At 36.0% G+C, this 18,321-nt stretch carries 21 protein-coding genes and 1 pseudogene; 17 read left to right on the forward strand and 5 right to left on the reverse strand.

Annotation, left to right across the window (positions count from 1 at the left end; genetic code table 11):
• Positions 1–7: 7 nt before the first annotated feature.
• The 12 genes and pseudogenes from CD112_RS05110 to CD112_RS05165 all read left to right on the forward strand — a co-directional run bounded on the left by CD112_RS05110 (position 8) and on the right by CD112_RS05165 (position 9,083).
• Positions 8–772: a GvpL/GvpF family gas vesicle protein gene (locus tag CD112_RS05110; RefSeq protein ID WP_070724559.1), complete on the forward strand. Its 765-nt coding sequence runs from the start codon at positions 8–10 to the stop codon at positions 770–772.
• A 1-nt stretch (position 773) separates the two neighbouring features.
• Entirely contained in the window at positions 774–1,010 is a 237-nt protein-coding gene (locus tag CD112_RS05115) for a gas vesicle protein GvpG (RefSeq protein WP_103363953.1), read from the forward strand.
• A gap of 21 nt (positions 1,011–1,031) precedes the next feature.
• Complete coding sequence (locus tag CD112_RS05120) at positions 1,032–1,841, forward strand: GvpL/GvpF family gas vesicle protein (RefSeq protein WP_002481456.1); 810 nt, start codon at positions 1,032–1,034, stop codon at positions 1,839–1,841.
• Between the two features lie 17 nt (positions 1,842–1,858).
• Entirely contained in the window at positions 1,859–2,122 is a 264-nt protein-coding gene (locus CD112_RS05125) for a gas vesicle protein (protein ID WP_002481457.1), read from the forward strand.
• Positions 2,106–2,390 carry a gas vesicle protein K gene (locus CD112_RS05130; protein WP_231911548.1) on the forward strand — a complete coding sequence of 95 codons (285 nt, stop codon included), beginning with the start codon at positions 2,106–2,108 and terminating at the stop codon, positions 2,388–2,390. Before CD112_RS05125 ends, CD112_RS05130 begins: the two co-directional genes overlap by 17 nt.
• 40 nt (positions 2,391–2,430) lie before the next feature.
• Positions 2,431–2,751, forward strand: a pseudogene (locus CD112_RS05135) (gas vesicle protein); the annotation flags it as partial.
• Between the two features lie 91 nt (positions 2,752–2,842).
• The gene (locus tag CD112_RS05140; RefSeq protein WP_002481460.1) at positions 2,843–4,978 is read left to right on the forward strand and encodes a YtxH domain-containing protein; all 2,136 of its coding nucleotides are present in this window, start codon (positions 2,843–2,845) and stop codon (positions 4,976–4,978) included.
• A 21-nt stretch (positions 4,979–4,999) separates the two neighbouring features.
• Complete coding sequence (gene gvpU, locus CD112_RS05145) at positions 5,000–5,386, forward strand: gas vesicle accessory protein GvpU (protein WP_002481461.1); 387 nt, start codon at positions 5,000–5,002, stop codon at positions 5,384–5,386.
• Between the two features lie 237 nt (positions 5,387–5,623).
• Positions 5,624–6,196 carry a ribonuclease FAU-1 family protein gene (locus CD112_RS05150; RefSeq protein ID WP_002481462.1) on the forward strand — a complete coding sequence of 191 codons (573 nt, stop codon included), beginning with the start codon at positions 5,624–5,626 and terminating at the stop codon, positions 6,194–6,196.
• A gap of 132 nt (positions 6,197–6,328) precedes the next feature.
• Positions 6,329–7,198 (forward strand): LysR family transcriptional regulator, encoded by an 870-nt coding sequence (locus tag CD112_RS05155; RefSeq protein WP_023015426.1) that lies wholly within the window; start codon positions 6,329–6,331, stop codon positions 7,196–7,198.
• A 185-nt stretch (positions 7,199–7,383) separates the two neighbouring features.
• Positions 7,384–8,580: a sugar efflux transporter gene (locus tag CD112_RS05160; protein ID WP_002481464.1), complete on the forward strand. Its 1,197-nt coding sequence runs from the start codon at positions 7,384–7,386 to the stop codon at positions 8,578–8,580.
• 14 nt (positions 8,581–8,594) lie between these two features.
• Positions 8,595–9,083, forward strand: coding sequence for a DUF456 domain-containing protein (locus CD112_RS05165; protein WP_002481465.1), 489 nt, complete (start codon positions 8,595–8,597; stop codon positions 9,081–9,083).
• 77 nt (positions 9,084–9,160) lie between these two features.
• On the opposite strand, the gene CD112_RS05170 is transcribed toward CD112_RS05165, so the two are convergent.
• Positions 9,161–9,847, reverse strand: coding sequence for a DUF1129 family protein (locus CD112_RS05170; RefSeq protein WP_103363954.1), 687 nt, complete (start codon positions 9,845–9,847; stop codon positions 9,161–9,163).
• A gap of 204 nt (positions 9,848–10,051) precedes the next feature.
• Here CD112_RS05170 and CD112_RS05175 point away from each other — a divergent pair, with 204 nt between their 5' ends.
• The 3 genes from CD112_RS05175 (at position 10,052) to CD112_RS05185 (ending at position 11,539) form a co-directional block, all read left to right on the forward strand.
• Positions 10,052–10,432, forward strand: coding sequence for an SA0632 family lipoprotein (locus CD112_RS05175; RefSeq protein ID WP_002481467.1), 381 nt, complete (start codon positions 10,052–10,054; stop codon positions 10,430–10,432).
• Positions 10,433–10,503: 71 nt separating this feature from the next.
• Entirely contained in the window at positions 10,504–10,815 is a 312-nt protein-coding gene (locus tag CD112_RS05180; RefSeq protein ID WP_023015425.1) for a hypothetical protein, read from the forward strand.
• Between the two features lie 178 nt (positions 10,816–10,993).
• Positions 10,994–11,539: a GNAT family N-acetyltransferase gene (locus CD112_RS05185; RefSeq protein WP_002481469.1), complete on the forward strand. Its 546-nt coding sequence runs from the start codon at positions 10,994–10,996 to the stop codon at positions 11,537–11,539.
• A gap of 74 nt (positions 11,540–11,613) precedes the next feature.
• Here the strand turns inward: CD112_RS05185 and CD112_RS05190 are convergent, their stop codons facing one another.
• The 4 genes from CD112_RS05190 to CD112_RS05205 all read right to left on the reverse strand — a co-directional run bounded on the left by CD112_RS05190 (position 11,614) and on the right by CD112_RS05205 (position 14,422).
• On the reverse strand, positions 11,614–12,189 hold the full coding sequence (locus tag CD112_RS05190; protein ID WP_002481470.1) for an LOG family protein: 576 nt from the start codon (positions 12,187–12,189) through the stop codon (positions 11,614–11,616).
• A gap of 12 nt (positions 12,190–12,201) precedes the next feature.
• Complete coding sequence (locus CD112_RS05195; protein WP_002481471.1) at positions 12,202–12,654, reverse strand: YaiI/YqxD family protein; 453 nt, start codon at positions 12,652–12,654, stop codon at positions 12,202–12,204.
• Positions 12,655–13,356: a hypothetical protein gene (locus CD112_RS05200; protein ID WP_061054871.1), complete on the reverse strand. Its 702-nt coding sequence runs from the start codon at positions 13,354–13,356 to the stop codon at positions 12,655–12,657.
• Between the two features lie 166 nt (positions 13,357–13,522).
• Positions 13,523–14,422 (reverse strand): undecaprenyl-diphosphate phosphatase, encoded by a 900-nt coding sequence (locus CD112_RS05205; RefSeq protein WP_002481473.1) that lies wholly within the window; start codon positions 14,420–14,422, stop codon positions 13,523–13,525.
• A gap of 419 nt (positions 14,423–14,841) precedes the next feature.
• On the opposite strand from CD112_RS05205, the gene CD112_RS05210 reads away from it, so the two are divergent.
• A complete protein-coding gene (locus tag CD112_RS05210; protein ID WP_061054870.1) occupies positions 14,842–16,482 on the forward strand; it encodes an ABC transporter ATP-binding protein/permease in 1,641 nt (546 codons plus the stop codon).
• On the forward strand, positions 16,479–18,146 hold the full coding sequence (gene cydC / locus CD112_RS05215) for a thiol reductant ABC exporter subunit CydC (RefSeq protein WP_061054869.1): 1,668 nt from the start codon (positions 16,479–16,481) through the stop codon (positions 18,144–18,146). The genes CD112_RS05210 and cydC overlap by 4 nt, the downstream gene beginning before the upstream one ends.
• Positions 18,147–18,321 lie beyond the last annotated feature (175 nt).

Genomic DNA, 18,321 nt, shown 5'->3' on the forward strand with positions numbered 1-18,321 from the left:
TAAGCTTATGGCACAAGAAGAAACAGGGATTTATATATTTTGTGGAACACAGACAGATCAAAACGACGATTTCGGAACTGTTGAAGTAGAAGGTGAAAATCGTGAGTTGTTCACAATCAGATATAAAGATGCAGCTATTGTTGCTGCAGAAGTTCCGATGAAGATTTATGCACCGAAGAAAGATAATTTAATGATGCACCAAAATGTTGTGGCGACTGTTATGAAAGAAAAAGATGCAGTGATTCCTATCAGTTTCGGTAACGTATTTAAGTCTAAAGACGATGTTAAAGCTTTACTTGAAAAATTGTACCCGCAATTTGAAACGTTATTCCCTGAAATCAAAGGAAAATTTGAATTAGGACTAAAAGTCATTGGCAAACAAGAGTGGTTAGAGTCAGTAGTGAATGACGACCCTAAATTACAGGAAATGGCAAAATCAGTACGCAGCAAATCAGAAGATGCAGGCTACTATGAACGTATTCAACTGGGTTCTGCGACACAAGATGTTTTCAAGCAATTATCTAATAAAATAGAAGCGGATATTTATGAACCGCTCGCAGAGTTGAGTGCATCTGCTAAATCGAATGAACCTCAAAGCGAGAAAATGCTATTAAATGCAGCATTTTTAGTTGATGAGAAAAATGATCAAGCCTTTGATGATTTAGTAAATAAACTCTATGAAAAATGGGAAGACAAAGTAGAGTTCAAGTACACAGGTCCATGGGCCGCTTACAACTTTGTGAATATCCGTCTTAATATCGAGGGATCATAAAATGATAGTATATGGCTCACTTAAGTTATTGAAAAAAATTGCAGAACAAGTCAAAGATGAAGCGGACAAAGAACTTTATGACCTTCCGACAATTGAAAAGAAATTAATTCAATTACAAATGCAAGAAGAACTAGGTGAGATACCAGAAGACGAATACAAGGAAAAAGAAGAACAATTATTAGCACGTTATGAAACGGCTAAACAAAAAGAAATTGATGAAGCAGAAGCAATGATATAACAAAAGGAAGATGAATAGCGAATGGAAAACTTGTTATATTTATATGCACTTGTTCCAGAAGCGGAACTAGAAAACCAAGACCTTCCTTCCCTAACTGGTTTTGATGGTGAAGGCAGCTTATATACAGTTCCTGTTGATGATAAAATCACAGCAATTGTATGTGATTTAGATGGGAATGAATATTCAGAAGAAGTAATCGAAGATAAAATCGATAATGATATGGAATGGCTACAGAAGAAAGCTGTTCATCATCATGAAACGATTGAAACACTTTATCAAAACTTTACTTTAGTTCCATTGAAGTTCTGTACGATTTACAAAACAAAAGACAGTTTGAAATCAACAATTCAAGGTTATAGCGAAAAAATTACTGCCACTTTCAATTTCCTAGAAGATAAAGAAGAATGGACAGTTAAAATTTATACAAACGATAAGAAACTTCGCAAAGAAGTCAGCAAAAATAACAAAGCTGTTGAAGAAAAACGTGAAGAAATCAAAGACTTGCCACGCGGCCGTCGTTTCTTTGCGGAAAAGAAAATTGACAGCATCGTTGATAAAGAGTTAGAAAATGAAAAAGACCGAGTCAGCGAAGACTTACATCAAAACCTCAAAGCATTAGCTGTTGATTTCTCAATTAAAAAGAATTGGGGCAGAGATGTAACAGGTTTAGAAGAAGAAATGGTATATAACAGTGTCTATCTTGTACCTAATGAAAAGGTAAATGATTTTCTTGAAGTCATTGATGACACTAAAAATGAATTACCTGAAGAAGGATGGCATATAGAAGTCGCTGGACCTTGGCCTGCCTACCATTTTTCTAGCTTTAACTAATATGGAGGTGGATAGAGATGCCGTCGACAAGAGAAACTATAGAAAACAAAGAAGTCGGTCTCATTGATATTTTAGATGTCATTCTCGATAAAGGTGTTGCGATCAGAGGAGATTTAATCATTTCGATTGCCAATATAGACTTAGTCTATTTAGACTTACGTGTTTTGATTTCTTCAGTAGAAACATTAGTACAGTCTTCTATGGGCAATCGTCGACATGATATTACTTCCGAAGCATTTGATGAACAAAGGAGGGAACTTCTAGATGCCACAGATGAATAATAATAGCTCACGTATCAACTTAGGCCAAGATAATGCAGAAGATGGATTAGCGCAATTAGTAATGACAGTAATTGAGTTATTGAGAAAAATTGTAGAACGCCATGCCATCAGACGTGTAGAAGGCGGAACACTGACTGACGAACAAATCGAAGAGTTAGGTGTTGCCTTAATGGATTTAGAAGAAAAAATGGAAGAACTGAAAGACGTATTTGGACTAGACGATGAAGATTTAAACATCGACTTAGGTCCTTTAGGAAGACTTATGTAACAGTTCGTTATGAATTTGATTAAGGGAGTGAGAATAAGTTATGGCAAATGAACAACTGCCTCCTGCTTCAAACGGTTCTAGTAACTTAGTAGATGTATTAGAGAAAGTATTAGATAAAGGTGTCGTAATCGCCGGAGATATCAGAGTCGGCATCGCAGATGTCGAATTATTGACCATCAAAATTCGTTTAATCGTAGCTTCAGTTGATAAGGCTAAAGAAATGGGCTTAGATTGGTGGGAAACAGATCCGTATCTCACATCTAGAGCTACAGACATGAAAATTGCAGAACAACAAAATGCTGAAGCTGAAAACAAAGAACTACAAAAGAAAGTTGAAGCTTTAGAAAATAAACTCAACGAACAAAATGAAGCACCTTCAACAGAGAAGTCTACAGCTAAAAATGCTTCAACCAAAAAGGCATCCGATAAGCAATTAGATGGAGAGGATAAGGATGAGTAAAAAATCTAGAAAAAAACAAAAAAAGAATCAAAAGCGTGAAATCAACTTAACCAAAACCATAGCTGGTGGATTAGTAGGGGCTTCTTTCGGTTATCTTACGGCTCCTAAGAGCCGTAAGAAAATCGTAAAAGAATTAAGTAAAATTGTATTAAAAGGGACTGCCAAAGAATTTGGTCATACAACTAAGAAAAAAATAAGCAGCTTAACACCTTCTCCTAACAATCCTTTCAAAAAAAAAGCACCCGACGAAGAAAAATCACACGACATTCAAGAAGATGAAGACAAAGAAGAAAACACAACAGTATTAGTCCAAGGTGAAGATGATCGAGAAAATGAAGAAAATCAAAACGATCAAGACAACGATGAAAATGACACTGATGAATCTGAAACAGAGGAAGTAGAAGATACAGAAGACAACGAAGAAACTGAAGAAGATGATTCAGCAGACGAAGACAGCGATAAGCCTAAAGGTAAGAAGAAAAAGAAATTCTTCGATAGATTCAAATCGCATAAATCTGATAAAGAAGAGTCAGATGATGATGAAGACTCAGAAGATGAAGAGAACGATGAACAAGATAAAAAAGCATCAAAAAAATCTAAGTCAAAAGAAGATGACACATCGAAAGATGAAGACACTGATGAATCAGAAGAAACTAGTGCGGATAAAAAAGCATCAAAAAAATCTGAGCCGGAAGATGAGACAGAATTAGTATCAGAAGATGACACATCAGAAGCAGATGAACCTGACGAATCAGAAGAAGAATCCGACGACGCAGCTGAAGAGTCCAAAGAAGACACTTCAAAAGACGAGGACGCATCAGAAGCAGATGAATCTGATCAATCAGAAGATAAATCAGACGATGAGACTGAAGAGTCCGAAGACGAAGCTGAAGATTCTAAAGAAGACACTTCAAAAGACGAAGAAGCATCAGAAGAACCTGAAGGGGATGAAAAAACTACAAAAGCATCAGCCGGAAAAACTTCTGAAAAACCAGAATCAGAAGAAGAGTCTGAACCAGAATCAGAAGATGACACTTCAGAAACAGGTGAACCTGAGGAATCAGAAGAAGAATCAGAGGGTGAGACTGAAGAGTCTAAAGACGAAGCTGAAGATTCTAAAGAAGATACTTCAAAAGATGAGGACGAGTCAAAAGAATCTGAATCAGATGATGAGGTTGAAGAGTTAGAAGACGAAGCAAAAGATTCTAAAGAAGACACTTCAAAAGACGAAGAAGCATCAGAAGAACCTGAAGCGGATGAGAAAACATCAAAAGCATCAGCTGAAAGAACTTCTGAAAAATCCGAGCCAGAAGAAGAGTCTGAATCAAAATCAGATGATGAGACATCAGAAACAGATGAATCTGATCAATCAGAAGAAGAATCAGACGATGAGGCTGAAGAGTCCAAAAATCAAGTTGAAGATTCTAAAGTTGATGACACTTCTGATGATAAAGATGAAGCTTCAGATGAGAAAAAAGAATCCGAAGAAGATAGTAAATCAGACGATGAGGAATCCAAAGACGAAGCTGAGGAAGATTCAACTGAATCAGATGAGTCTAAAAAAGCAGATAATGTAAAACCTGATTCTGAGGATTCAAAAGATGAAGAGTCTAATTCGAAAACAAAACAGCAGCCTAAGAAATCTACATCAAATAAAAAAGCTAATGATTCTAAATCAGATGATCAATCTGATGAAGATGATGAAAGCGAAAAAAATGATAGTAAAGAAAAGGCAACGGGGGAATCTAAAAACTCAAAGATGCCAACTGAACCTGAACAAACTAAAGATGAAGACAACGAGGAAGAGAAGGGTTCAAAAGAAAAAGACACTCAATTCAACCAAGTTGCCAGAGCAAAACTCAAAGGCTTGAAAACATCAACGGCAAGCCTGTTCAAAAAGGATGATAGTGATGACGAACAATCAGAAGAAATTGAAGAAAATGAAAGACAAGAAACTAAAACAAATCAACAAGATGAAAAAGAATCTGAAGAAAAACTTCAAGAAGAACAAGAAGAAACCTCTTCTAGGCAAAAAGAAAAAACACAGACCACTAAGAAGCAAGAAGAAACGTCTGAAGAAAAAGCTGGAACGTGGATAGAAAGTCATGATGACACAGGTGACAGATAATTAAACGAGAGGAATGATATAATGAGTAACAAACAAACATCTAAAGATGATATTCTTGAATCATTTGTAAAAGCCGCAAACGAAGACGACTTTACTCTAGATATTTCGTTATTAGTCGACGGTGCCATTGTGACTGGTACATTGATTTCAGCGAAAGAATACTTTAAAACATTAAGCAAATCATTTAAAGGCGGCAATGCAACGTCTAAACAATTTAGCGAAGACTTAGATGAAGCTGGTGACTATGCCGCTGAAAGTGATAACGATGAAATCAATTATATTCACTTAAAAGATACAAGTATCTTTATCAGTGAGAATAAACCTACACCTTCAAGTGGTAAGTTGATTTGGAGAGGTAAATTAAGCGAAGTAAACAGTTTCTTTTTAGGAAAAATTAAAAGTAATTAAAACTTAATATAAGCACTGAATAAATAGTGTGATATAAAACAAGGGGCCGTACTTATCAGCTGAAAGTACGGTCCTTTCTATTGTTGTAAGCTATTTCTGTTTTACTTACAGGACTCCATTGTTATGTGTACAACTTGTAAAAAGAGCTTTTAATTTGTGTAATACTTTTAATAATATCAAACATTGAGTGACATGTATGTGACAGTTTTATATAATAATGTCAAGGAGTTGGTGACAGTGAAAGTAAAATACATCGACAAACGTCACTGGCGTCGTCTGATTGAAAGAGATTATACTGAAGTTAAGGTGAATAATAATAAATTCAAAGGAATCATTGGCTTAATCACAATGAAGAAAGTAAAGGAACCTTTAAAAGTTTCTGTCGTCGGTAAAACCATGATAGTCGCAGATGATAACTATCAATGGCTTCAAATTGTACCGGATAAGAAACGTTACAGTATAACAGTGATGCTAGATGAAAAAGGCAACCCACTTGAATATTATTTCGATATCAATATTAAAAATATCACGCAAAAAGGTAAAGCACGCACAGTAGATTTATGCTTAGATGTTATTGTATTGCCTAATGGAGAATATGAGTTGGTTGACGAGGATGATTTATTACGAGCATTAGAAACAAAACAAATTTCGAAGAAACAATATCACGAAGCATACATCATTGCACATCAGTTAATGATGAAGATTGATCATGATTTTCCAAGTATGCAAGAAAATATCATGTATTGCTATAATAAGATTAAACATAAGTATTTAAACGATAAACATACGACGCATCATCACCGAGGATAACAGTCAGGAGAACCCAGCACACAGTGTGAAAGAGTGTTTGTATGAAAGGTACCATGCTGTCGCTGTCATAAGACTGCCGCATGGTTTTTATTTCATAGTAGAAAAGGATTGAAGGAAGTAGGAGGATAAAACGTGAAGATTGAGGATTACCGTTTGTTAATCACGTTAGATGAAACACGTACATTGCGTAAAGCAGCTGAAATTCTTTATATTTCTCAACCTGCTGTAACACAACGATTAAAGGCCATAGAAAGTGCCTTCGGCGTTGATATTTTTATTCGTACTAAGAAGCAGTTGATCACTACAACTGAAGGTGCAATGGTTATTGAACATGCGCGCGACATGTTGAAGCGCGAGCGTTTATTTTTTGATAAAATGCAAGCACATATGGGCGAAGTAAATGGCACTATCTCTATAGGGTGCTCTTCTTTAATCGGCCAAACTTTATTACCCCAAATACTTAGTCACTATAACGATCAATACCCCAATGTTGAAATTCAAGTAAAAGTAGGTTCTACTGATCATATAAAAGCGCATCATCGTGATTATCACGTGATGATTATCCGTGGAAGCAAGATTTTGAATTTGAACAATCAGCATTTGTTTAATGATAAACATTATTTTATTTATCCTAAGGGTCAAAGAGATAAAGCACCAGAACTGCCGTTTATTGAGTTTCAAGCTGATCCGATTTATATTAACCAGATTAAAGAATGGTATGGTCGTAATTTAGGACGTGATTATCATGCGATGATATCCGTAGACCAAGTTGCGACTTGTAAAGAAATGTTAGTCGGCGGTGTAGGTGTAACTGTATTACCAGAAATTATGGTAAAAGATTTAGACACAGAACGCTTTGACTTTGAGCAAGTTGATATAGAAACACATCCGTTAGTGCGTTCAACCTATCTAAGTTACGATTCTAGTATGTTGCAATTGCCACAAGTGGAATCATTTGTAGAATTAGTCGTAAATGATATTGCGAAAGCTCCGCAGAATTAACTGATGTGTAAATAAGACATCCTAGCTAGGGTGTCTTTTTCTCTTGTGTGAAGATTTCTATATAGAAACGCCGCTTTTTGAAATTATATGCTGTTTTAATGGAAATCTTTGTACATCTATTCCAAAAGGTAAGAAAATTGATTAAACTAGAGATTATCTAAATAAGTTTTAAGAGAGGTTAGACTATGTTTGCAGCGTTACTGCACATTAAAAATTATAAATTATTCGTAGTTAATATGATGCTGGTCGGTATGGGGATTGCGATTACGATTCCTTATCTTGTTTTATTTGCGACAAATGAACTTGGTATGACAACTACTCAGTTCGGTGTCTTATTAGCACTAGCCGCAATCAGTCAGTTTACTGTTAATACCATTGTGGCACGTTTTTCTGACAGAGGGAATGTAAACCGTAAAGTCTTAATTATCGGTGCGCTGTTTATGGGCGCAATGAGTTTCGGTATTTACTTCTATGTTCATACAATCTGGCTGTATATTGCGTTATATGCTTTGTTCCAAGGTTTGTTCGCACCTGCAATGCCTCAACTTTATGCTTCAGCTCGTGAATCTATTAATGCATCCTCTTCACGCGGTCGTGCAAAATTTGCTAATACAGTATTACGTTCTATGTTCTCGTTCGGATTCTTATTTGGTCCGTTAATCGGAGCTTTGTTAAATAAAAGTATGGGCTATGCCGGTTTGTTCGGCGGTACAGTAGTTATTTTATTATTTACACTGTTACTTCAAGTCTTCTTCTTTAAAGAAGTGAAAACAAATCGCCCAATTGAAGAAGGGACACATATCGAGCGTAAAGCCCCAAGTATGTTGACACACAAGAAGTTAATCGTACCATTTGTTGCATTTATCTTACTGCATATTGGACAGTGGATGTACACGCTTAATATGCCTCTATTTGTGACGAATTATCTTCATGAGAGTGAAGACTATGTCGGAGTGCTTGCGAGCTTGTGTGCAGGCTTAGAAGTGCCATTTATGATTATCCTAGGTGTTTTGTCTGCGAAACTTGAAACAAGAACCTTATTGATATTCGGCGCATTGTTTGGTGCACTCTTCTTCTTCAGTATCGGAGTGTTTGATAACATTTATATGATGATGCTTGGACAAGTCTTTTTAGCAATGTTTTTAGCGGTATTATTAGGGATTGGTATCAGTTACTTCCAAGACATCCTGCCTGATTTCCCGGGTTATTCTTCAACACTCTTTGCGAATGCGCTTGTAATAGGTCAACTATGTGGGAATTTACTTGGCGGTGTGATGAGTCAAATCGTAGGATTAGGGAATGTATTCTATGTATCCGCTGCTTCTTTAGCATTAGGAATGATTTTAATCTTCTTTACGAAAGAGCAGAAATTTATTGAATAAGAAAGAGGTTTACCATGCTAGCAACAATTTTATGGCTATTGATTATTGCGTGTTTCGTTACCGCATTTATTGGTTTGATTAAACCTGTTATCCCATCAATGCCAATGATGTGGATTGGATTTTTAATTTATCAAATCGGTTTTCATAACGGAAAATTATCTTGGGTCTTTTATATCTCAATGATTATTTTAACAATCTTTATTTTTGTGGCTGATCTGATGATGAGCCAATACTTCACTAGACGCTTTGGCGGTTCTAAAGCAGGGGAAATCACAGCTTTAATCGGTGTGATTGTCGGTTGTTTTGTTTTCCCGCCATTCGGTATTATTTTAGTTCCGTTAATCGCAGTGTTTATTGTAGAAATGGTATTAAGACGTGACCCAATGACTGCACTTAAAGCCAGTTTTGGTTCAGTTGTCGGCTTTTTAGCAAGCACTGCAGCTCAAGCCATGGTCATGATCATTATGGTCATTTGGTTCTTCTTAGCAATTTTAATTAACTAAATTATTGAGAAATAGTGCAAACACTAACAGCCTCAAAAGCAAAGATAATCCTGCTTTTGAGGCTGTTTTTTAATTTATCATAAATAAGTATTGCTGTTTTTCTTCACAAAATGATGGTCGACATAAAACGCAATTGGCGTGATGATGAATGAGACAATAATAAATGTCCAATTACCAATATGGATGGACGGACCAAATGTAGGATAAGATTGCGGGATATATAAGACATAAAATAACAGCGCAATTAAGCCGAAAATAACCGCATAAGTTAAAAGCCAAACCCAGTTAGACTTATTGAAAGCTTGTATTTGTACCGTTTTAAAAATCCACCATACGAATAAAAAGATGATAAATAATCCCATTAATACGATGATTGGGAATGTGAAATAATAGATAGGTTTTTCACCTATGAAGAAGCCTATAAATCCTTTAAAGAACGCAAAAATACCAAGTAAAAACAAAATGTGATGCCAAATATATTTGAAAATATTTTGTACCGTTTCGTTTTTTAGTTTTTTAATCGTTTCTTTCGCATGCGCACGAGGATTATGATCAAAGAAATCCATGGCTAACATACCCTGGTTTTCTGATTTTAGCAGTTCTTTTAAAATACGATTCAACATTAATTCAGAATCATGAGGGTTGACGCGTAAATCAGCACGAATATAAGTCATATAGCTTTCGAAAATTTCGCGGTCTGTATTATTAAGATGCAACGCTTTTACGTTATTTTCGCGCATCAATTGTTCTGTAGATTTAGCCATTGCTTTTGCCCTCCGATTCATATTATACAATCAAGCATATTATGACTAAATTGCGCGCATAAATCAATGATTGAAGCAATATCTCGCTTTCTTTTTTTAGTGTATGCGTGGAAACTATGAGCGAAGCCGGATACATGGTAAAATATACATAGCAAATTGACGTTACATAGGCGTTGGATTCATGGTAAAAGGAGTTAAAGATACATGAAAAAAGTGATGATGGTGCTGTTAGCTTCAACTTTAATGTTAAGTGCTTGCGGTAAAAGTGACGAGAAGACAGCGCTTGAGAATGATATCAAACAACTAGAGAAAGAAAACAAACAGTTGAAAGATAAAAAAGAGAAGTTGGAAAAAGAACAAAAATCAGTGAAAGAACGTGTAGATAAGTTAGAAGATGAAGTGAAAGATAAAGTTGCGACAGAAAGAGCAAAACAACAATCTGAAGCAGAAGACAAAGCTAAAAAAGAACAAGAAGCTAAAGATAAAAAGGAAAAAGCAGCTAAAACGTCATCTAACACAACAAAAGAAAGTGATCAAAAATCACACACACCGCATTCTGACAAGAAAGAAAACAAACCGTCTTAAGCGTTTGTTTGAAAAGTCAGAAGGGTATTAAATAGGTAATGGATAAACGAACTAAAGGAGTCGATTGAATCATGTACGAACAACAATTTTTTGAATTAGAAGGTAATAAGATGACTTTAAGAGAAGTCGGCAAAGCCATCGAAAAAATTACAGGCTACCAACATGATGCGCCTTCAGCACAAGTAAGACGCAGAGTTGCGCAAAAGCCTAATTTTGAATCAGATACAGATACATTTGAAGCAACTTATAAATTAAGTCATTTAGGCGATTTTGTTGACGTAGTATTTACAGCACCTAAAAGCGAACGTGATCGTTTACAAGAAGTGCCTGTAACTGTTCAATTAATCAGTTATAATACGCGTTCTGAATTTCCTCAAGCATAATCGCAACTATAAGTAATTTCGACAATCTTATAAAGTATACAAAAAGGCGCTTATAAGTGAAGTCATATCGCTTTGCATTACTATCATGATTAGAGAACACTTTACTAAAGTGCTTTTTTGTATATCGATTTTTTAGATAGAGTACAAGAGATTGAATGGGTGTACGAGGTGGAATCAAATGAGTGTATATTTGGAAACACAACGTTTAAAGTTAAGAGATTGGGAAGATAAAGATTTATTGCCATTTCAAAAAATGAATGCGAATCGACAAGTTCGCAGATTCTTCCCAAGTATATTAAGCTATCGCCGTTCTGAATTGGATATGCAGGCGATGCAGAAACAACTGAAACAATCAGGCATTGGTTTATTTGCGGTAGAATTGAAAGAAAGCGGAGAATGGATTGGCTTTATCGGATTGAATTATCTCCCTAAACGCAGTCAGTATCCATTTAAAGATCTGCCTTTCTTTGAAATTGGATGGCGTTTGATACCTGAGGTTTGGGACAATGGTATCGCAACAGAAGGGGCAAAAGCAGTGCTTGAATATGCCAAAGAAAAAGGTATCGAAGAAGTTTATAGTCTAACAGCCAAAACAAATATGGCTTCAAGAAGAGTGATGGAAAAAATCGGTATGACATATTTAGAAGACTATGAATTACCGAATGTGTCAGCAGCTCATCCATTAAAAACACAAGTCAGATATTATAAAAAGCTGAATGAATAAAGCGAGAAACTCAAGGTGACGTTTCTCGCTTTTTGTTTTGAATGAACATAAGTATGTTATTTAATTTAGAAGTGTTAATCATAAGTACGTGTACCGACAGAACGATAGTGTTCTAAACCGTCGAATAAATCATCTAAGTTATCATAAAGCGGAGCTAAGCCGCGATATTTATCATCAATGAAACCAGCTTCAATCATAGATTCAATGAGTTGTTGAAGCGGTTCGAAAAAGTTGTTGATATTAAAAACTGCCATCGGTTTATCGTGGATACCGATTTGTGCCCAACTATATGTTTCAAAGAACTCTTCAAGTGAACCAGCGCCGCCAGGTGCTAAGATAAATGCATCGGCTAATTCACTCATTTTAGCTTTGCGACCATGAAGAGAGTCGACTAATACTAAATCTGTTAAGCGTTGACTCGTAATTTCTTTATCATCTAAGCTTTTCGGCATCACACCAATCGCTTCTCCACCGTTATCTAAGACGCCATTAGAAATTGCGCCCATTACACCGACAGAGCCGGCACCGTAGACTAAAGTATAACCATTTTCTGCCATGTATTTACCTAAAGCATAGCCTTGCTCCATATAAACTTTATCTTTCCCTCTGCTTGCGCCGCAAAATACTGCAATACGTTTTAATTTACTCATAAATGTCATCTCCTAAGAAGAAATCTGATTGATTACACGTTTAAATGCTTGCTCAAAATGATTGCGTGTCTCTTCTGAGAACTTTTTCGGACCTTTATGACGTCCTCCTTGACGTCTGGTTTGTGCATTCAAATAACGTTGTTCGAGTAAGGAATTAATATTCTTATCACTATATAGCATACCATTATGATGCATCACGTACTGTATTTTATTAATCAATAGGTTAGCTAAACCATAATCTTGTGTGACTACAATGTCATTTGGCTTGGCTAATTGAACAATTTTATAATCCACTTGATCAGGACCATCATCGACGTAAACGACACGAACATGGTCAGGATAATCTCGCATTGAAAAGTGTGCATAACTACGTACCAACACAACAAAAATGCCTGTCCCTTCAGTCAATTGAATAATTGAATCTGTAACGGGACAAGCATCACCATCAATAATGACTTGTGTCATTTAGAGATTCGGCTTATTTTCATGTTTTTGAATCTCTGCGATGCGTTCTTCTTCGTTGGCACGTCTAGCTTCTTCTTCAGCTTTTAAACGTTGTTCAATGCGAACTTCCAAAATACGATTCATGTCATAAGCTTCATCTTTATTTTCTTGTTCAAGTTCTTCACCTTTATTGTGAAGTTGTTTGTCAGATTGACCGCCTGGTACAAGTCCGACTTTTTTCTCGTATTTCTGAGCGTCTTTTAATTCTTTCACGAGACGTTTACGAGTTGCTTCTGAATCTTTATCTTCTTTTTTATGGCGTTTTTCAATGTTTTTCTCTAATTTCTTCGCCATTTTTTCAGCTTCTTTAGCGTTTTGTTTTTCTAATTTGTCACCTTTAGCTTTGATGCGTTCTGGGTCATTGGCTTTCGCTTCTTTTTTAGCTTGGCGTTTTTCTTCGATTTCTTGTTTCTTCTCGCTTACATATTGTTTAAGGTCAGAAGATTTATTAGAAACCGCTGACGCAGCTTTAGAAGATTTATCTGATACACCGCTCGCAAATTGTGAAGACTTGTCAGAAACACTTTGTCTTAAACCTGCGGTTTTATCATTCAATTTTTGTACATCAGGATGATCTTTGATGCGTTTTCTTTCCACAATTAAAGGTACAAGAATGATAGGTAATACCGTTAACAATGTTCTAATTAATCGTTTCTTCTCCATTTGAATGGCCTCCATTTATTAGTATATAACATTTAAATACCCCGACTGATTAGGGGATAAACGAATACCCTTGTATCATACATAACTTTTTCCATCGATTAAAGCATCAGTAATTGAAGGCATGAAAAAAACCAGCATTGAAATTCAATGCTGGTGAGTGTATCAATTAAATGCCTTTTCCGATTCCGAATCCGAAATAAAGGATTGCGATAAAGATAACTAAAATAATACGGTAAATCGCAAAAGGTACCAATTTAATACGGTTAATTAAGTTTAAGAATAAGCGGATAGATAATAATCCGAATAAGAATGCGGCAATAAAGCCGATTAAGTAAAACGGAATGTGATTTAAATGAATATATTCCATATGTTTTACCAATGATAAACCACTTGCGGCTAACATAACTGGTACAGCCATAATAAATGTGAAGTCAGAGGCAGCTTTATAGTTTAATTTCATTAATACCCCAGTTGAAATTGTTGAACCGCTTCGACTGAACCCTGGCCACATCGCAACCGCTTGTGATAAACCAATAATAAATGCTTGAACATAAGTAATTTGATCAAGGTGCTCACGGTGTGCATAACGACGGCTGAACTTTTGTGCGAAAATCATATAGAACGCACCTAATAAAAGTCCAATCATAACAGTCGGCACACTGAATAAGTATGTTTCGATTAAATCATCGAATAATAAACCTAAAACACCAGCAGGAATCATCCCTACTAAAACGTGCCAAATCGTTAGACGTTTGTGTTTAGATTGAGCCGTTCTGCTTAAAGTTTCTCCTTCAGTATGTTCCGTAGATGGTGCAGTATGTTTATACTTTCCAAGGCGGAACATTTCAAAATAACGGTTTCTAAATACCCACGCTGCCGCAAATACAGAACCTAACTGTATGACGATCTTAAAGGTGAATGCGGATTCTGATCCTAAGAAGCTCGTCGATTTCAGCCAGATGTCGTCTACAAGAATCATATGTCCTGTTGAGGATACAGGCGCAAATTCTGTCAAACCTTCGACAATCCCCAAAATCAGCGCTTTGAGTAATTCTAACAATAACATAGTGTACCTTCCTTATTTCAAAATATATTTTGTATGAATGTATGTAAATACCAGTTGAAACAACTTTTATGATAGCACATAAAAAAATCTTTGTGCTACTAATTCTCGTAGTAAATTGAAAGATAAGACTTAAGATGTAGGTCTTTCAAAAATTATGACAAAACTTTGAAGGTTAATTTCTTATTTGAAATTAATTTTGAGTCGAATAAATTGAAAATTCTACTTATATGTTTTAAGTTGAAGATAAGACATTTTTGACACAAATGACTATTAAGGACATAAGACGTCCTGATATCTATTAATTAAAGATGAAACGATAGTAAAGTGGGTGGGACAAGTATGCATGACATACATACGTGTTCCACCTTTATTGTGTCAAAATTAATCGATGCCTGATTAAATAAAAAGGGTGAAAAAAGATGAAACATTTAATGCGTTACGCACTGAAATACAAGCAATACCCCATCGTCATGGGTATCATTTGTGCACTATTAGCTGTGATTGTAGTCGTACAAAATGTGACCATTGCGAAAGTGTTAGATAAAATGCTGATTCAGAATTCGCATCATTACCATATTTCAACGTTATTGATGATTTTATTGGCCTCTTTAATATTACGTGCAGTATTGAATATGTCCAATCAATGGATGGGGACAGAACTCGCATATAAAGTGAAAGGCACACTGCGTCGTCGTATGGTAGATCATCACACGAGACAACCTGTCGGTGCTCAAATGAGTGTGATGACTGAAAGCATTGATGGAATTACGCCATTTTATCAAGATTACTTACCTCAAGTGTTTAAAGCAGTACTTGTACCTGTAGTGATTATTATTGCGATGTGTTTTATTCATTTGAATACTGCGATTATTATGATGGTGACAGCGCCTTTTATTCCTGTGTTCTATATCATTTTCGGATTAAAAACACGTGATGAATCTAAGGAACAAATGACTTATTTAACACAATTCAGCCAGCGCTTCTTAAACTTAGCGCAAGGCTTAGTCACTTTAAAATTATTCAACCGTTCTAAACAAGCTGAACAAGCTATTTATCAAGAAAGCACACGCTTTAGAGATTTAACAATGAATATTTTACGTAGCGCCTTTTTATCTGGGTTGCTATTGGAATTTATCAGTTTGTTAGGTATTGGCTTAGTTGCGCTAGAAGCAGGACTTGGTTTGGTGCTCTTTCATAATCTTACTTTCGAAACAGCTGCGATTGCGATTATTTTAGCACCAGAGTTCTACAACTCTATTAAAGACCTTGGTCAAGCATTCCATACTGGTAAACAAAGCGAAGGAGCAGCAGATGTCGTATTCGATGCGCTTGATCAAGAAATGGATGACGCTACTTTAACCAAACAACACGTCAATCCTAAACAAGAGGCGTTGATTCAGTTGGAACATGTATCTTATCGTTATCCAGAAGCAGATAGAGCAGCAGTTAAAGATGTGAGCTTTAATATTTATGAAGGCGAACAGATTGCCTTAGTCGGTCCAAGCGGTGCAGGGAAGACGACACTTTCTGAATTGATTTTACAGCACAGACAACCGACAGATGGCTATGTTTCTTTTCAATTCGAACACTTAAAAATGGGTGTGTTAAGTCAACAACCTTATATTTTCAATGCGACAATTAAAGAAAATGTCTCAATGTTTGAAGCGGTTGAGGATGAAAAGGTGATTGAGGTGTTAGCAGCGGTTGGTTTAATGGAAAAAATCAATCAATTGCCTCAAGGTATTGAAACGTATATCGGAGAAGGCGGCGAGATGTTATCAGGCGGGCAAATGCGTCGTATTGAATTATCGCGTGTATTGTTAGCACAACCAGAATTGGTTGTTTTTGATGAGCCAGCCACAGGTTTAGATGTTTGGACAGAGCGTACGATTCAAGAAGCACTGAATACTTATTTTAAAGAAAGTACCGTTATTATGATTGCACACCGTGAAAGTACAATTCGTATGGCACAACGTCGTATTTATATGGAAGGTGGCCATATGATTACAGATGATCAAGTCATTTCCACGCAAAGAGACAAAGGACGTGATAGACAATGAAACGACGCGGCATTCAATTTAAGTTAGATAAAGATTTAGCTTTAGCGATATTGTTTGGAGTTATCGGTAGTTTAGTCGCAATCGGTATGTTCTTTTTAAGTGGTTTAATGATTGCGCAAGCTGCGAAAAATGTACCGTTATATGGTTTGATTGTCTTAGTGGTCAGCGTGAAAATGTTTGGGATTATCCGTGCGATTATGCGTTATTTTGAACGTTTATACTCACATCGAACAACTTTCACGATGTTAAGAGACGTCAGAACACAATTCTTCAAAGGCTTGATTCAAGTTGTACCGGATATTTATCGTAAATTTAAATCCAGTGATTTGATTGCACGAATGGTATCACGCGTAGAAGCGTTACAGAATATTTATTTACGCGTTTATTATCCGCCTGTGGTTATTGGTATCACGGCAGCTATTACGATATTAACCTTGTGGTTCTTTTCTTGGATGCATGCCGTCTTATTATTAGTCAGTATGTTAATTTCATTAGGTGTCTTACCTTGGATTTCTGCGAAGCGTGCACAATTATTGAACGCACGAGCAGCTCAAGATGAATCATCATTTTTAAGCCGCTTCTACGACTATAAAGAAGGCTATGAAGAACTAGCACGATTCAAACAATTAAAACCCTATCATCAATCTGTACTTAAGGCACTCTCTAAATACAGCCATCAACAACGTAATGAACAACGTTTCTTAACGCTTTATGAATTTATGTTAGATTTAGTTTCTATGTTGGCCTTGTTCTTTTGTGTTTGGTTAGGTGTCATACAAGTTCAAAATGGACAATTAGATGTCATCTATTTAACAAGTATTGTATTGATGTTGTTGACGTTATTTGAACAAGCAGTAACGATGAGTAATGTGGCTTACTTTAAAGCAGATACAGACCAAGCATTAGTAGAAATTGAAGAGGTCTTGCAAGAAGTGCCAGAAACACCTGAAAGTTCAAAACAAGTGAATAATACGCAGATACTAGCAGTTGATGATGTGACTTTCCAATATGAACATCAAGTTACAAAGGTATTAGAACACATTCAATTAGATATCCAGCCTGGTGAAAAGCTTGCGATTATCGGACCTTCAGGTTCAGGTAAGAGTACTTTACTGCAAGTGCTGGCTGGTTTATATCAAACAACACAAGGTTCTGTTACTTATCAAGGTCAATCAGTATATGAGATGTCTGAAGCGTCTAAAGCAGAGACGCTTAATGTCTTATTGCAGCACCAACAACTCTTTGATGGTACAGTGCGTGATAATTTATTATCAGATTACAGTGATAATGAAATGCGTGCTGTCTTAGATGACTTAGGTTTAGCGTATATTGATTTAGACTATGAAATTACCATGAGTGGGGAAGGGCTATCAGGTGGAGAATTGCAGCGGATTTGTCTTGCGAGATTATTCTTAAGAACAGCACCTGTTTGGCTGATAGACGAACCGACACGTGCATTAGATTGGCATAATAGTCATCGTGTGATGCAACGTCTCTTTAATGAAAGTGAGACGCTTATTGTCGCAACGCATGATTTAGAATTGTTACCTCAATTTGATCGCATTATCGTCATGATTGAAGGTCAAATTATTGAAAGTGGCACTTATGACAGTTTGCTTCAACAACATGGTGCACTTTATGACATGGTGACTTTAAACCGATAAGACTATGTATTTACTCAAAAGATAAGCGCACTAAATCCAATGCTGAGAAGTAAAATGAAGAAATAGAAAAAGCGGTTGAGACCTCTATGACAGAAGTCTCAACCGCTTTGTTTTTGCTTTATTTAAAAGTGAAAAAACTAAAAATGCAAGTTATCACTCTAATTTTAATGGCATT

The organism is Staphylococcus simulans (assembly GCF_002902285.1).
GTDB classification, from domain to species: Bacteria; Bacillota; Bacilli; order Staphylococcales; family Staphylococcaceae; genus Staphylococcus; species Staphylococcus simulans.

Excerpts from the sequence above, each read along its gene's own strand:
- CD112_RS05110 (WP_070724559.1), top strand. The coding sequence starts at position 8 with ATGGCACAAGAAGAAACAGGGATTTATATATTTTGTGGAACACAGACA.
- CD112_RS05115 (WP_103363953.1), top strand. The coding sequence starts at position 774 with ATGATAGTATATGGCTCACTTAAGTTATTGAAAAAAATTGCAGAACAA.
- CD112_RS05120 (WP_002481456.1), top strand. The coding sequence starts at position 1,032 with ATGGAAAACTTGTTATATTTATATGCACTTGTTCCAGAAGCGGAACTA.
- CD112_RS05125 (WP_002481457.1), top strand. The coding sequence starts at position 1,859 with ATGCCGTCGACAAGAGAAACTATAGAAAACAAAGAAGTCGGTCTCATT.
- CD112_RS05130 (WP_231911548.1), top strand. The coding sequence starts at position 2,106 with ATGCCACAGATGAATAATAATAGCTCACGTATCAACTTAGGCCAAGAT.
- CD112_RS05140 (WP_002481460.1), top strand. The coding sequence starts at position 2,843 with ATGAGTAAAAAATCTAGAAAAAAACAAAAAAAGAATCAAAAGCGTGAA.
- gvpU (WP_002481461.1), top strand. The coding sequence starts at position 5,000 with ATGAGTAACAAACAAACATCTAAAGATGATATTCTTGAATCATTTGTA.
- CD112_RS05160 (WP_002481464.1), top strand. The coding sequence starts at position 7,384 with ATGTTTGCAGCGTTACTGCACATTAAAAATTATAAATTATTCGTAGTT.
- CD112_RS05165 (WP_002481465.1), top strand. The coding sequence starts at position 8,595 with ATGCTAGCAACAATTTTATGGCTATTGATTATTGCGTGTTTCGTTACC.
- CD112_RS05170 (WP_103363954.1), bottom strand. The coding sequence starts at position 9,847 with ATGGCTAAATCTACAGAACAATTGATGCGCGAAAATAACGTAAAAGCG.
- CD112_RS05175 (WP_002481467.1), top strand. The coding sequence starts at position 10,052 with ATGAAAAAAGTGATGATGGTGCTGTTAGCTTCAACTTTAATGTTAAGT.
- CD112_RS05180 (WP_023015425.1), top strand. The coding sequence starts at position 10,504 with ATGTACGAACAACAATTTTTTGAATTAGAAGGTAATAAGATGACTTTA.
- CD112_RS05185 (WP_002481469.1), top strand. The coding sequence starts at position 10,994 with ATGAGTGTATATTTGGAAACACAACGTTTAAAGTTAAGAGATTGGGAA.
- CD112_RS05190 (WP_002481470.1), bottom strand. The coding sequence starts at position 12,189 with ATGAGTAAATTAAAACGTATTGCAGTATTTTGCGGCGCAAGCAGAGGG.
- CD112_RS05195 (WP_002481471.1), bottom strand. The coding sequence starts at position 12,654 with ATGACACAAGTCATTATTGATGGTGATGCTTGTCCCGTTACAGATTCA.
- CD112_RS05200 (WP_061054871.1), bottom strand. The coding sequence starts at position 13,356 with ATGGAGAAGAAACGATTAATTAGAACATTGTTAACGGTATTACCTATC.
- CD112_RS05205 (WP_002481473.1), bottom strand. The coding sequence starts at position 14,422 with ATGTTATTGTTAGAATTACTCAAAGCGCTGATTTTGGGGATTGTCGAA.
- CD112_RS05210 (WP_061054870.1), top strand. The coding sequence starts at position 14,842 with ATGAAACATTTAATGCGTTACGCACTGAAATACAAGCAATACCCCATC.
- cydC (WP_061054869.1), top strand. The coding sequence starts at position 16,479 with ATGAAACGACGCGGCATTCAATTTAAGTTAGATAAAGATTTAGCTTTA.